This window comes from Bartonella ancashensis, assembly GCF_001281405.1.
Classification (GTDB): Bacteria; Pseudomonadota; Alphaproteobacteria; order Rhizobiales; family Rhizobiaceae; genus Bartonella; species Bartonella ancashensis.
Map to the genome: position 1 here is coordinate 1161690 of NZ_CP010401.1, position 14217 is coordinate 1175906.

Annotated in this window: 12 protein-coding genes and 1 pseudogene; all 13 read right to left on the reverse strand. The window is 39.0% G+C overall.

The genetic code is table 11. From position 1 onward, the window contains the following. Positions 1 to 194 precede the first annotated feature (194 nt). Entirely contained in the window at positions 195 to 1400 is a 1206-nt protein-coding gene (lpxB, locus tag PU02_RS05145) for a lipid-A-disaccharide synthase (RefSeq protein WP_053944369.1), read from the reverse strand. After that, the gene (locus PU02_RS05150; RefSeq protein ID WP_053944370.1) at positions 1393 to 2265 is read right to left on the reverse strand and encodes an LpxI family protein; all 873 of its coding nucleotides are present in this window, start codon (positions 2263 to 2265) and stop codon (positions 1393 to 1395) included. The genes lpxB and PU02_RS05150 overlap by 8 nt, the downstream gene beginning before the upstream one ends. A gap of 2 nt (positions 2266 to 2267) precedes the next feature. Then, positions 2268 to 3092, reverse strand: coding sequence for an acyl-ACP--UDP-N-acetylglucosamine O-acyltransferase (gene lpxA, locus PU02_RS05155; protein ID WP_053944371.1), 825 nt, complete (start codon positions 3090 to 3092; stop codon positions 2268 to 2270). Positions 3093 to 3094: 2 nt separating this feature from the next. After that, positions 3095 to 3577 carry a 3-hydroxyacyl-ACP dehydratase FabZ gene (fabZ, locus tag PU02_RS05160; protein ID WP_053944372.1) on the reverse strand — a complete coding sequence of 161 codons (483 nt, stop codon included), beginning with the start codon at positions 3575 to 3577 and terminating at the stop codon, positions 3095 to 3097. Position 3578: 1 nt separating this feature from the next. After that, a pseudogene (lpxD, locus tag PU02_RS05165) lies at positions 3579 to 4621 on the reverse strand (UDP-3-O-(3-hydroxymyristoyl)glucosamine N-acyltransferase). 60 nt (positions 4622 to 4681) lie between these two features. Further along, the gene (bamA, locus tag PU02_RS05170) at positions 4682 to 7078 is read right to left on the reverse strand and encodes an outer membrane protein assembly factor BamA (RefSeq protein ID WP_053944374.1); all 2397 of its coding nucleotides are present in this window, start codon (positions 7076 to 7078) and stop codon (positions 4682 to 4684) included. A gap of 201 nt (positions 7079 to 7279) precedes the next feature. Then, on the reverse strand, positions 7280 to 8428 hold the full coding sequence (gene rseP / locus PU02_RS05175; RefSeq protein ID WP_053944375.1) for an RIP metalloprotease RseP: 1149 nt from the start codon (positions 8426 to 8428) through the stop codon (positions 7280 to 7282). Positions 8429 to 8466: 38 nt separating this feature from the next. Next, positions 8467 to 9270, reverse strand: coding sequence for a phosphatidate cytidylyltransferase (locus PU02_RS05180; protein WP_053944676.1), 804 nt, complete (start codon positions 9268 to 9270; stop codon positions 8467 to 8469). A gap of 610 nt (positions 9271 to 9880) precedes the next feature. After that, the gene (gene frr, locus PU02_RS05185) at positions 9881 to 10441 is read right to left on the reverse strand and encodes a ribosome recycling factor (protein ID WP_053944376.1); all 561 of its coding nucleotides are present in this window, start codon (positions 10439 to 10441) and stop codon (positions 9881 to 9883) included. A 33-nt stretch (positions 10442 to 10474) separates the two neighbouring features. Beyond that, positions 10475 to 11194 (reverse strand): UMP kinase, encoded by a 720-nt coding sequence (pyrH, locus tag PU02_RS05190; protein WP_053944377.1) that lies wholly within the window; start codon positions 11192 to 11194, stop codon positions 10475 to 10477. 141 nt (positions 11195 to 11335) lie between these two features. Next, entirely contained in the window at positions 11336 to 12259 is a 924-nt protein-coding gene (tsf, locus tag PU02_RS05195) for a translation elongation factor Ts (RefSeq protein ID WP_053944378.1), read from the reverse strand. 109 nt (positions 12260 to 12368) lie between these two features. Then, a complete protein-coding gene (rpsB, locus tag PU02_RS05200; protein ID WP_053944379.1) occupies positions 12369 to 13142 on the reverse strand; it encodes a 30S ribosomal protein S2 in 774 nt (257 codons plus the stop codon). 158 nt (positions 13143 to 13300) lie between these two features. After that, on the reverse strand, positions 13301 to 14101 hold the full coding sequence (locus tag PU02_RS05205; RefSeq protein ID WP_071628368.1) for an EipB family protein: 801 nt from the start codon (positions 14099 to 14101) through the stop codon (positions 13301 to 13303). Positions 14102 to 14217: the final 116 nt, after the last annotated feature.

Here is a 14217-nt window from a genome sequence, read left to right on the forward strand (position 1 = left end):
TAGCACAACAACTTCTCAATACCACATAATATAAATTTGGATGCTGAAGCTGCCAAGTGCATTAGTGAATTTCTTGTGCAAAGTTGTAAGAAGAAGATCTTTTCTAAGAAATAAAAAAATCATCAAAAACACAATAACTGATATTTTTCATACTAATCCTTCCTCTCAGTGATTTTACGATTTTTTCATAAAAATTAAGAGCTAGTATCACTACGCGGATAATCTTTGGTATTCCGCTTTTTTCGAAAAAGATCCATAATTACTTGAGATGCTCGAATCCCTGGTGGTATCTCAACTTCCATCTTTTCTTTTACTATATCAAAAGAACTAAGTTGCAGCTGTCGCAATGAAGAATTATATAAAAGCTGCTCAATTTGTCTTGCCAACATACCTGGTCGCAAAAATTCATTCAAATACTCAGGAACAATTGGCTTATCTAAGATAATATTTGGAAGAGCAGCACTCCACAGCATCAATTTCGGAAAAATAAATAATTTGGAAAAAAGATCTAACTTATAGCAAAGAACCATTGGAATTTTTGCTAACGCTAGTTCAAGTGATACTGTACCGAGTGCCGCAAGTGCAACATCAGACTCTGAAAAAGCACACCATTTTGCATTTTCACCAACAACAACATCAATTTTATCCTCCCAATTTTGTACAAAGGAATGAATATCATCTACCAAATGTGGTAAAGTTGGTAGAATAATGCGTAAATGAGGAACACGCTGCCTTAATATTTTTATTACCTTTTCAAAAATAGGCATCAAATGACGAACTTCTGAGCGGCGAGATCCTGGTAAAATGACCATTGTAAAAGAAAAATCTTTCTTAGTTGTTGAATTTTTCCTTTTTGATTGGATTTTTAAAAGCGGAGCATAACTTGAGAGACGATGTCCTACATAAGTAGTAGGCGGCCCACCTAAGTTTTTCATTATCTCTTCCTCGAAGGGAAAAACTGCTAAAACATGGTCAACAAATTTGCACATAGCCCTGGCGCGATCCGGACGCCATGCCCACACAGTTGGCGCAACATACTGAATAATAGGGATAGAAGGAGCCAAAATTCGCACCCTTTTAGCAACACGATGTGCAAAATCAGGATTATCTATAATAATTAAACAATGAGGATTCTCTCGTGCAATAAACCTGGACAAACTCCGAATATGCATCAACAAAATCGGCAATCTTTTTAATACTGCACCAAGGCCTATCAAAGAAATCTCACTGGAATTAAAAACACTCTTTAAGCCTAAACCCTCTAAGTGCCTTCCTCCAACACCAATTAAACGGATATTGCATGCTTCTTGAGAAGATAAAGAAGAAATCAAATCAGCTCCAAGCAAATCACCTGACTCTTCTCCTGCAATAACAGCAATTTTTAAAGAAAATTTACCCATTATCAGATATTTCAAATGTTTCTATAAATAATTTACTCTTATTGGCCTCTGCTACCGTCTCTCTAAGAGATAATATTAGACTCTTATTTGCTTCCACTGCAATGCCAGATAATCCGCTTTTTGCAGCATTAATGATTGTTCTAGGGCCAATTGATGGCAAATCAAAGCGGTAATCTTGTTGTGGTTTAACACACTTAACAAGGATTCCTCCTTGAAGTGCTACTTTTCCACTTTTCTTCATTTCATAAATCTGATGTAGCATAGCATCCGTCCCTTCAGCTCCCTCTAGTGCGGCTACTTTACCGTCAATAACCACGGCAGCTTGCCCAATATCTAATCGACCTAAAGACTTAGCGGCTGAAACTGCCAATAAAATATCAGACTTTTCTTTCTGACTGGCACGTCGCAATGTTAAATCAAATTCTGGTGGCGCTAATAAATCTGGTACAATTTCATGAGCACCAACAACACAAAAACCGTATGATTCAACAATTTGTACAAAAGTTTTTAATAGCGCGTCATCCCCTTTCTTCAATACTTTTAAAAGTTTAGGTAAGATAGACAAAGTTATCCAATCAAATCGCAACTGAAAAAGAGCGGGACGCCTTTTAACACCTCCCGCTAAAACAACATTACAAATTTCTTTCTCTTTTAAAACCTTCAACAATCGCGCTAATTCTACGATCGATAATTCACAGTGCTCATAAGCATAAAGCACAGGTTCTACTTCTCCACGCAAAAGAATGATAAAAGGATCACTTCCACGTTGTTCAAGAGCTTTAGCAACAGCTATAGGCAACACACCACTTCCTGCTATGATAGCAGTCCGACCAGAAAAATGATCCTTATGACAAAGAAGAGACATCCTTAGTCCTGATTTAAGAGCATCATATCACTTTCAAATTTAGGTGTGCAGTAAAAACGTCTTCCTTTTTCCTTAATGAAATTCAAAACATCAATCACAGATTGAGAAGTAGAATGAGAAGAAAAAACATCATTTACGCGCTCTTTCAGCGGCTTACTGCGATCAAACAGCATATTTACTGCATGACGCAGTGCGTGGATTTCTTTTCGCTCAAGACCAGAACGTTTCATACCAATGATATTTAACCCAGCAAGTTTAGCTTGCACACCAACAGCCGTTCCGTAGGGAATTAAATCACCAACTAGTGCAGAAACACCACCAATAAACGCATGATGCCCGATACGAACAAACTGATGTACAGCAGAACCACCACCAATAATGACATGATCACCAACTGTAACATGACCACCAATCATCGCATTGTTTGCAAATGTTACATGATCACCTACATGACAATCATGGGCAACATGAGCATAAGAAAAAAATTGACAATTATCACCAACAACGGTCGTCCCTATACTTGAATCAGAGCCTCTATGCATTGTAACACCCTCACGGATGATACAATTTTTACCAATGGAAAGAGTTGTACGCCCTCCTTTATGTTTGTTATTCTGTGGAGATGCTCCTAAAACTGCATGGGGAAACACCGTACTATGTGCACCCAACACCGTCTCTCCCATAATAACAACATGGCTCATTAAACGACATCCATTCCCGATAACAGCCTCTGGCCCAATATGGCAAAAAGGGCCTATCAATACGTCTTCACCAAGCTGTGCTCCTTTTTCCACATAAGCAGTTGGATGAATTTTCGTATCAGACATTTCTAAAATCCTACTGCTTTTTTTGATTCAACAATCATTGCAGATACTTCAGCTTCAGAGACACGTATACCCTCTACCTCTGCAACACACAGAAAACGCCTAATACCAGATCGTTTTTTTAATAGCTGAACATGAATCTTCAATTGATCGCCGGGTATAACAGGTTTACGAAACTTGGCACTGTCAACAGTCATGAGATAGACCAAACCTACTTTCTGGTTACTCAAATTTAAAAGTGAAATAGCCCCTGCCGTTTGTGCCATAGCCTCTAAAATCAAAACTCCAGGCATAACAGGCTCTCCAGGAAAATGCCCCATAAAATGAGGTTCGTTAATTGTTACATTCTTGATACCTGTCGCCTTCTGATCACCATCAATTTCGATGATACGATCGATCAACAAAAATGGATAACGATGCGGCAATATTGATAATAATCGAGTAATATCCGCAGATTCTAGGCTCTCTACTCTTCCTACGCTAACCATACTATTTTTTTCCTCTTTTATGGCCAATATTACGCAACGCTGCTACCTCACGGAACCACTTTTTAAACGGTTGAGCTGGACTACCTCCCCATTTTTCGCCATCAGGAATATCGTTCATAACACCACTACCAGCAGCGATCTGAACATCTTCGCCTATTGTAACATGATCTACAACCCCAACACTCCCACCAAGTCGAGACATATCACCTATAGATGTACTACCAGCAATGCCGCATTGAGCAGCAATAAGACAATAACGACCAATTTTTACATTATGAGCAATTTGCACAAGGTTATCGATTTTACTACCCTCACCAATGATAGTATCTCCAAAAGCTCCACGATCAATTGTTGTATTAGCTCCAATTTCTACACCGTCCTGAATAATCACACGGCCAAGCTGTGGAACTTTTTCAATCCCAGAAGAACCACGGACATAACCAAATCCATCTTGCCCAATACACACACCGGGATAAAGCTTAACTTTATCACCTATCAGAGAGTACTGAACCGTTACTTTAGGGGCAATATAACACTCCCGCCCAATGCGACAATTTTCACCAATAACAGCTGTTGATGCGATGAGAGTACCTGCACCAATTTCAACATTTTTACCAATGACTGCTCCTACTTCAATACACGCACCATCTTCAATCTTAGCACTCGGATGAATATACGCGTATGGTGAAATTTCCTTTTGGCCAAACCAGGGAACCGGCTGAACAGAATCAGGAAATAAAATACGTCCTATTCGAGCAAAATCACGTTGTGGAGTAGATGTCACGAGAACCGCAATAGACCTTGGAACCTTCATAACAACATCGCTCGTACAAAAAACGGCAACCGCAGCACTACCTAATAAAGCATCAGAAAATTTCAAATTCTCTATAAAAACCAAAGAACCTTCTCGGGCATCTTCAACAGAGGAAAGAGTGCTTATGACTATGTTCGAAAACTCAGGATTCAAAAGCTTTGCACCAGTTAATTCCGCAGCATCAGCAACAGTCAATCGCCGAGACGGCATAAAAAAAATGTATCCGCCATAAAAACACTTCATCTCCCAGCTTAGTATACCTTTTCCAGACGCTCTATTCTTTTCAAGGACTAAAATTTGGTGGAAATACCAAAATTTAAATTCTGCACATAATCACCCTTTTGCTTAGTTATTGGCCAAGCATAATCGACACGAAGAGGGCCAAATGGCGACTCCCACATCAAACTAACACCAGCAGACGTACGCCACGCACTCTTGGTGTCCGTGACTGGCTTTTCATCTTTAAGGACAGAGCTATAATGATTACCATAAAGAGTTGCAGCATCTGCAAACACTGCACCACGAAAGCCTAAGCTATCAGGAACAAGAGGTATAGGAAACTGCACTTCAGCTGTTGCGTTAGCATACGTTGTTCCTCCTAAAAAATACACCTCTCCCTTATTGGAAACCTGACGTGGACCTATCCCATTGTGCCTGAACCCCCTAATCATATCAGTACCACTTTTAAACATATCAAAAATGCGAACTCCCTCCTTGGAAGTCCCATGAATATAACCAGCACCGAAAGAAAGAAGACCAACAAGATCCATTTTATCAGAAAGTGTCTTGTACATCATCGCTTTGGTAGTTGTTTTTAAAAACCGTGCACTCCCACCTAAACCCGCATATTCCTGAAGAGCACGAAGATATAAACCATCATGCGGATTTTTCATATCATCAATAGAGTTGTAAGTAAGCCCATAGATAATTGACGAACGTTTCCAGGGACTCTGCTTTGCAGCCTGAACAATAGCACCAGAATATTTATCATATAGCTCTTCTATGACTTTCTCATTATTCAAATCATAGCTACCGCCAAAATCATACTCTTCTTGCACATAGGAATATGCCACACTAGCAGATAACTGCTCATTGATCGACATACCAAATCGAAGCGATCCCCCCGTTTGACGCACATCATATGCTTTATCGGCACGATAAGTGCTACGAAAAATATCCACTCCAGCAGACAAACGGTAACCCAAAAAATAAGGCTCTACAAAAGACAAATTATAATTACGAGACTTTTCTTGGCCAGCTCCCAATCCTAAACGGACATATTGGCCATGCCCTTTCAGATTACGCTCAGTTACAGAAGCTTCAAGTGACATACCAGGACTGTTACCACCTGTCGTATAACCTCCGGAAAGGGAAAGATCCCCTGTTGGAGTTTCAACTACATTGACAAGCAACATCACTTGATCAGATTCATCAGTTGGTACCATAGAAATATCAACAGATCTAAAGAAACCTAAATTCTCTAATCGACGCTTTGCCCGTTGTACAAGTGTCTGATTATAAGCATCTCCTTCATTCAAATCAATTTCACGACGAATAACATAATCACGAGTCTTTTCATTACCACGTATATCAATTCTCTGAACATAAACCCGAGACCCTTGCTCAATGTTATAATGTACAGAAATCGTTTTATTCTTGAAATCACGATTACTTCGTGGATCTACTCGAGCAAATGCATATCCAGAATCAGCAACCTTATTGTTAATAATTGCAACAGACCTTTCAATATCTTCTGCACTATAAATATCGCCTGAACGAGTTCTAAGTGCTGCCTTTATAGACTGAGTATCAACTCCACTGATATCACTCTCAACACTTACATTACCAATCTTATAACGCGCACCTTCGTCAAGAATAAAATGAATTCTATAACTATTACTCACGTTATCAAAAAATACTTTAGACGAAACAATGCGAAAATCTGCATAACCGTGATTATAATAAAAACGACGAAGCGCCTCTTCATCCGCAGCTAATCTTTCTGGGCTATAAATATCACCTCGTGTTAATAAAGATAATATTCCCGAAGGTTTCGTTGAAATAACGTCACGCAAACGACGATTTCCAAATACACTGTTTCCTTCAAAGGTAATGTCTGAAATCTTTGTTTTAGCTCCCTCTGTAACGTTGAAAACTATATTCACACGCCCCTTACCCAAACTGACAGTCCGAGCCGTAATAGAAACATTATTACGACCAACCATGCGGTAAGATTCTTTGAGGACTCTGATATCCGCTGATAACTTAGCAGGACTAAAAGCTGTATTTGGCTTCAGAGAAGTAAACCGCTTAAGATCAGCTTCCTTGAGTGCTCTATTTCCTTGAAATAGTACCTCATTGACCATCTCGTACTCTTTGACAACTACAACCAGTTTATTGCCGTTCTGGTTTATTTTAACATCATAAAATAACCCTAAATCAAAAAGACGTTTCACGGCGGCATCAATATCACCACTCCCAACATCTTTGCCAGATTTGATATTCACCCTATCCCGAATCATCTGAGAATCGACAAGCTTATTACCACGAACTTCAATATCATGAACAACGGATGCTTGTGCCCTTTCAACGCTTGAAACTGACATAACTGCCATTGCTGAAGAAAACATAAACGCGGTCAACACAGTCATCGATACTGTATTAAAAAATCTTGAACTTGTAGCCATTGGCACCTTCACCCTAACCCCTAATAAACATTAAAAAATTTTCTTTACTTGATAAATAAAGGCTTTCTAGATAAAATCTATAACAGCACAGCACCCTGACTAATATAGAAGAAAGCTTTCTAATTTTCATCTTTTCCTACTATTACCCGGTTCGCGTAGTTTCACTATTAGCTAACTTATAGCATTTTTGCTATCACTTAATTAACTCAACCAACAAAAATAATCATTGAAGAACACAAAAACCACAAAGGTAAAAACCGTAAAGATACCTACCCGGAAAAGCACTTCCTGAATTTTGGCGGGCACCGATCGTCCAATAACGGCTTCAATCGTATAAAATAATAAACGCCCACCATCAAGTGGCAAGATTGGAAAAAGATTAATAAGAGCAATGTTAACCGAAAGAAAAGCAGAAAAATTGAGTAATGAGATAAATCCTGTCTCGCTTATTTTCCAAGCAACTGTAGCGACCTTTGAGGGACCACTTAATTGGCAAAAATCTCCTCCTCCACTCATCAAGCGACCAATAAAAAAAATCGTCTGAGTGACAATAAACGTCGTACGTCTCAACGCTTCCCTTACCGCTTCTCCAGCACTATAGTAAACTTTTTTTACATAAGCTTGATTTAAACGCACGGAATTTTCTGGATCGATTGGTGCCCCCACTCCAATCATAAAAAACTGAATCTTGTTACCAAATCCATCATCTTGCTCTGTTACTTTGGGCACGATCACAGTTTTAAATATTCTTCCCACACGCTCCATTGTAAATTCTATAGAGTTTTCACCATGAGAAGCCACATAAATTGCTAAATCCTCAAAGCTTTTAACTTTTTGACCGTTTATTTCAATAAAACGATCTCCTAATAGCAAACCAGCCTGAGAAGCAGGAGAATCTTTCACTAAAGAACCAACAACAGGCTCAACAGTCATACTCCCTGAATAAAAGAAAAAAAATGCTAAAACAATAATACCAAAAAGAACATTAAATAAAGGACCAGCAAACACAGTCACTGCCCTTTTCCAAGCACGAGCGCAAGAAAATGAACCTCTAACTAGTAAAGATGCTTTCGACGAAGAAACATCCGTCTCATCTTCATCACCAACAAATCTTACATATCCTCCTAAAAAAATCCACGATAGACGCCACCGCGTGCCATATTTATCCGTATAAGACAACATCGGTGGTCCAAATCCTATAGAAAAAACCGACGCTCTAATACCACATAATCGACCAACAAGATAGTGCCCCATTTCATGCACAAAAACAACAACCATAATGGTAAAAATAACGCTAGAAATCCTCCAAAGAACATCGCTTACAGCAAACACATGATTTAAAATTTCCAAAACACACCTCTTAACTAGATCAAGTAAAATTAACTAGATCATATAAAAAACTTAAAAGGTGCGTTCATATCAAATGCAAATGCACTAACTAAATAAAGGAAAAAAGAAGCACCAACCAGCCCATCCATGCGGTCCATAAAACCACCATGTCCGGGCAATAAACAACCGGAATCCTTAACAAAAAAATACCTCTTTAACCATGATTGGCCTAAATCACTTATCTGTGAAACAATGGATAAGATCAAAGCAAGCAGTGCCACAAAAATACTCAATCGGTTCATAAATAAAAAGTAAACTGATGTACCACCAATGACCCCGATTACCGTCCCAGCAATTGCTCCTGACCATGTTTTATTAGGGGAAAATTGTGGAGCTAATTTAGGTCCACCAAATGTACGACCGGCGAAATATGCAGCAATATCTGTTCCCCACACAATTACAAATAAAAAAATGGCTACCCAAAATCCTAATGTCTCATAGCCCCTTAAAAAATGTAAAGACAAAACCGGAAGAGACGCATACAAAAAGCCACAAGAGACCCAACCAATATTCTTAACAGATATAATACCCAATAACACCGCTGATATTATCAAAATAGAAAAAATTGAAAAAGCTGAAGCTCCTAACATGAAAGATAGGCAAACAATAAAGTAAAAAATACCAGCTAATATTTTTTGTAAAAAATTCCATTTTTCTTTGGTAATATTAATCCATTCATAAAGGATAAAACCTCCGATACTCCACACAAATAACAAGAAATAAATTCCTCCAAGCCAGGTAAAACTCAGAGCAATAGGACAAAAAATAGAAGCCGTCAAAACACGTAAACAAAAATTAGACAAAATGACCTCCAATTGATCACAAAAAGTCAACAAAAAATTCCCGCTTACTCAAAAATCAGTTAGATAAAAATCAAACAACAAATGTAAATACAAACTAAAATATTCTCTTATCTTACAAATGAATTAAGGATCCATCACAATATATGTCAATAAACCAGAATTTGACACCCATTTCATGTCGAACCCACTCTGTTGCAAAAATAATTTACCATTTGTTAAAAGTGATAAAAATTACTAGTGACACCGTCATGCTCATTCCTGCAATTCTACACGTTACTAGCAACAGCACTAAAAATATATTTACAATATACTATACCCCAAGCTCGTGGATTCCCTGTAAAACATTTGCAAAAAAGCGATCAATCCTTAATAATATCAAAGATGAATTTTATTAACCCAGAACTATATGAACCGTACTTTAAAGTTATGACTATTCGACAAAAAACAACCCTTCAAGAAGACTTTTATTCCGTTTTAGTGAACACAAACCATCCTTAACAACTCTCACCCATCTTTAAAGATAGAACACAGAAAGGCATCTTTTCTGATTTTTTATATAAGACGCCAATATAAATTACCGTAGCTAAATTATTTCGTTAATAGAATAATTTCAAACTTGCATAATTTCAGCTTCTTTCACAAGAAGAATTTTATCGATATCTGTGATTGTTTCATCAGTAAGTTTTTGAACTTTTTCAGATAGAGAACGAGACTCATCTTGACTGATTTCTCCTTCTTTTTCTAACTTTTTCAAATTATCCATACCATCACGACGAACATGGCGGGTAGCAACTCGAGCCTGTTCTGCATATTGATGTGCAATCTTGACGAGTTCTTTACGGCGCTCTTCATTTAATTCAGGCAAAGGAATCCGTAAATTCATGCCATCAACGATAGGATTCAAACCAAGACTACACTCTCGAATAGAACGCTCCACAGCTCCCACCATCGTTTTATCCCACACAGAAACCAAGAGCATCCGTGGCTCAGGGACAGAAATATTAGCAACCTGTTTTATAGGAACAACAGAACCATAAGCTTCTACTGTCAATGGCTCCAACAAACTTGCCGATGCTCGTCCAGTTCGTAAACCACTCAGCTCATGCCTAAAAGCAGAAACAGCACCTTCCATACGACGTTTTAAATCATCTGTGATTAGCGTAACACTCATGTTGTTACCTCCTATAATATTTTGAAATCACTTTTATCCTGACACTATCGTACAGCATCCCGTCCCACTTAATACTTTAGCCAAACCACCTTTTTCGTGGATAGAATACACAATAATGGGCACATTATTTTCACGTGCTAAAGTTATCGCAGTCGTATCCATAACAGACAACCCCAACTGTAAAATTTCAACATGTGTCAATTGGTCAAAACGCTTAGCCGTCGAATCTACCTTCGGATCAGCAGAGTAAATACCATCTACCTGCGTTCCTTTCAATAAAACATCTGCACCAATCTCTGCAGCACGTAAAGTTGCAGCAGAATCAGTCGTGAAAAACGGATTACCTGTTCCCCCAGCAAAAATGACAACTTTTCCTTGATTCATATAGCTTATTGCTTTGCGCTGAGAAAAACTTTCACATATTTGCGGCATAGAAATTGCAGAAAGTACAACTGAATCAACTCCCAATTTAGTTAATGACGTTCGTAATGCTAAAGAATTAATGGCTGTTGCCAACATTCCCATGTGATCACCAGTAACACGGTCTCCTCCTCGAGAAACCACAGCAACTCCACGAAAAATATTACCTCCCCCTATAACAATAGCAACCTCCACACCCATCGCTTGCACCTCAGCAATATCGGCAGCAACACGATCTGCAACAGAAACATCAATCCCAAAACTCTGCTCTCCCATGAGAGCTTCACCGGACACTTTTAACAAAATTCGCTTATATCGAAAAGTTAATGTCATAATAATCTCCAAAAGAGCACACTTCCGTTCCTCCTCGATACACCAAGGGCATCACCTTGTCACGTGATGCCCCTTCGATTAATGAAACTTTTCACTCAGAAATCCATCTTAAAATCGTTACCCAACAACTCATGGATACAATTACCCTTTTACCACAGAAGCAACTTCCGCAGCAAAATTAACATCTTCCTTCTCTACACCCTCACCTAATGCAAAACGAGCAAAGCCAGTGATTTTTGCAGGAGATCCGATTAACTTCTCGGCATCTTTTAAAGCAGCTTCAACGGTAATATCAGGATTCATAACAAAAGCCTGAGAAAGCAATACAACTTCTTCATAAAACTTACGCATACGTCCTTCTACCATTTTCTCGATAATATTTTCAGGCTTTCCAGACTGACGTGCTTGATCTGAAAAAATTGCTTTCTCGCGCTCGACAATGTTGGAGTCAATATCCTCTACCTTCAATGCCAATGGATTGGTTGCAGCAATATGCATCGCAACTTGACGACCAAAATTAGTAGCAGCCTCTTTATCACCAGCTGTTTCAATGGCAACCAAAACACCAAGTTTACCAAGACCATCCGCCACACTATTATGTACATAAGTGGCAACAACCCCTTCTTTGACAGACAACTTAAACGAACGACGAAACGTCATATTTTCGCCGATTGTACCAATTGCATCCTTAATCGCAGCCTCCACAGTTTTTCCAGAACCTGGATAAACAGATTCGGATATAGCTTCAACACTACCCTCTGTATCCAGGGCAGCAACCGCTATATTGCGTACGATCGTTTGAAAAGCATCATTACGTGCAACAAAGTCTGTTTCAGAATTAACCTCAATTAAAACAGCATTCGAATCTCTTGATGCAACACCGACTAGCCCCTCTGCAGCTGTACGCCCAGCCTTCTTGTCTGCCTTGGCAATCCCCTTCTTGCGAAGCCAATCAATAGCAGCCTCCATGTCACCATTGGCTTCTGCCAAAGCTGCCTTACAATCCATCATACCAGCGCCTGACAATTCTCGAAGTTCTTTTACTTGTACGGCAGTAATGTTCATATCTTCCTCTTGTTATTTTAGCGAAAGAGAATATGTGCACAAGAAAACTCATACACATTACAAATCTCTACTTTAGAAAATAAATACCTGAAAAGGTATCATAAAAGCACTAATCAGAAAGCAAAACCGCATCTTCCAATACAGGTTCACTAGGAGCTTCATCTTGGGCTCCCAAATCAACACCCATAGCACCTTGTGCACGCGCGATACCATCAAGAGCTGCACGAGCAAAAAGATCACAATAAAGAGAAATTGCACGCGAAGAATCGTCGTTTCCTGGTATCGGATGATCAACACCATCAGGATTACAATTAGTATCAATGATAGCAACAACCGGAATACCCAAACGCTTTGCTTCCTGGATGGCAATACTCTCTTTGTTGGTATCAATAATGAACATAAGATCTGGAACGGACCCCATGTCCTTGATGCCGCCAAGCGCACGATTAAGCTTTTCTCTATCACGCTCAAGATTCAAACGCTCCTTCTTCGTAAATCCATGAGCTTCAGAAGCAAGAATCTTATCAAGTTTGCGCAACCTATGTATCGAATTAGAAATCGTTTTCCAATTCGTAAGCATGCCGCCAAGCCAACGGGAATTAACGTAATACTGCGCTGAACGTTTAGCTGCATCAGCAATAATATCGGAAGCTTGCCGTTTTGTTCCAACAAATAAAACACGACCGCCACGCGCTACTGTATCAGAAACAAGTCCAAGAGCTCGATGCAAAAGAGGAACGGTCTGTGCAAGATCAATAATGTGAATGTTATTACGCTGCCCATAAATGTAAGAAGCCATCTTCGGATTCCAGCGCTGCGTCTGGTGACCGAAGTGGACACCTGCTTCTAAAAGCTGGCGCATAGTAAAGTCTGGTAATGCCATATTCTATCCTTTCCGGTTTAGCCTCCGCGAAAAAAGTAAAAACATACTACCGGCGGACATTCACCCAAACAATTAAGCAAACACCCAAATTTCGCGTGTGGAATAAGAAGACTATATTAAATACACAGTTCCTTTTCAAGTTATTTTCTACATACAGCTCAATGTTCGCACTTATCAGAATCTTTTTTATAATCAATATGCTCAAAATGCACCAATTTTGCACTAATAGAAAAATCCTCATACGCAATTACATGATCACCCATAACACCATCTTCACTTAAAAGAGATTTAACACTGTATGTAGGCAAACCATCACCATTCCCTGTATCATCAAAATAAGAAATAGTGAGAGGCCAATAACTCTTATTTGCTAATTTTTCTACTCCAGAAGATGACGATGCTACCTTTTCTCCTATGATCACACTCACCTTGACAATTTTTCCATCCTCTACCAAATTTCCCTGATAAAAATGGCGACCACTTTTTGCATGTTGAATAATGGTTTTTAACTGCATGACAGGAAAATTAGCTAGAGAAACCTCATAACTTCTCTCATCTGGTTTTTTCATCTTAATTACGACTTTATCCTGGGTCCGCTCAACCACCCCCTCGCTACTCTCATGAGGTCCTTGTCCAATCCTACGGTTCGTCTCAAAATGAAACTTACGACTGTCTCTTGTCTCATAATCAACACTCTTCCACTCCATTGGAAGTGCGAATTCGTCCCCAAAATAAATCTTTCCCTCTAAATGTACATACGTGGTGTAATCTTGACATGCTGAATTCGCGAATTCACGAACCATTTTGCCAGATATTCTTGAAATACCAGCTACAGGATCGGCATCATGAAGCTGCAAATCATAAACGGCCCGATGAGGTACCAAAAAAATAGAATCCCCTGCCTTTACTGGATACAAGAGAGCAATATACATACTTAGCACAAACAACCATCTAACCATTTCCAATTCCTGCCTTTCGGTTTTTCTTAAGAGAAGACAACCAAAGAAAAAGTTTGACCGCGCACAACGATGCATTTCTTTGTGTCGAAAAATAGTCTATATTTGATGTAGTGTAT

Coding starts and splice junctions, on each gene's coding strand:
- lpxB (WP_053944369.1), bottom strand. CDS start 1,400: ATGGGTAAATTTTCTTTAAAAATTGCTGTTATTGCAGGAGAAGAGTCA.
- PU02_RS05150 (WP_053944370.1), bottom strand. CDS start 2,265: ATGTCTCTTCTTTGTCATAAGGATCATTTTTCTGGTCGGACTGCTATC.
- lpxA (WP_053944371.1), bottom strand. CDS start 3,092: ATGTCTGATACGAAAATTCATCCAACTGCTTATGTGGAAAAAGGAGCA.
- fabZ (WP_053944372.1), bottom strand. CDS start 3,577: ATGGTTAGCGTAGGAAGAGTAGAGAGCCTAGAATCTGCGGATATTACT.
- bamA (WP_053944374.1), bottom strand. CDS start 7,078: ATGGCTACAAGTTCAAGATTTTTTAATACAGTATCGATGACTGTGTTG.
- frr (WP_053944376.1), bottom strand. CDS start 10,441: ATGAGTGTTACGCTAATCACAGATGATTTAAAACGTCGTATGGAAGGT.
- pyrH (WP_053944377.1), bottom strand. CDS start 11,194: ATGACATTAACTTTTCGATATAAGCGAATTTTGTTAAAAGTGTCCGGT.
- tsf (WP_053944378.1), bottom strand. CDS start 12,259: ATGAACATTACTGCCGTACAAGTAAAAGAACTTCGAGAATTGTCAGGC.
- rpsB (WP_053944379.1), bottom strand. CDS start 13,142: ATGGCATTACCAGACTTTACTATGCGCCAGCTTTTAGAAGCAGGTGTC.
- PU02_RS05205 (WP_071628368.1), bottom strand. CDS start 14,101: ATGGTTAGATGGTTGTTTGTGCTAAGTATGTATATTGCTCTCTTGTAT.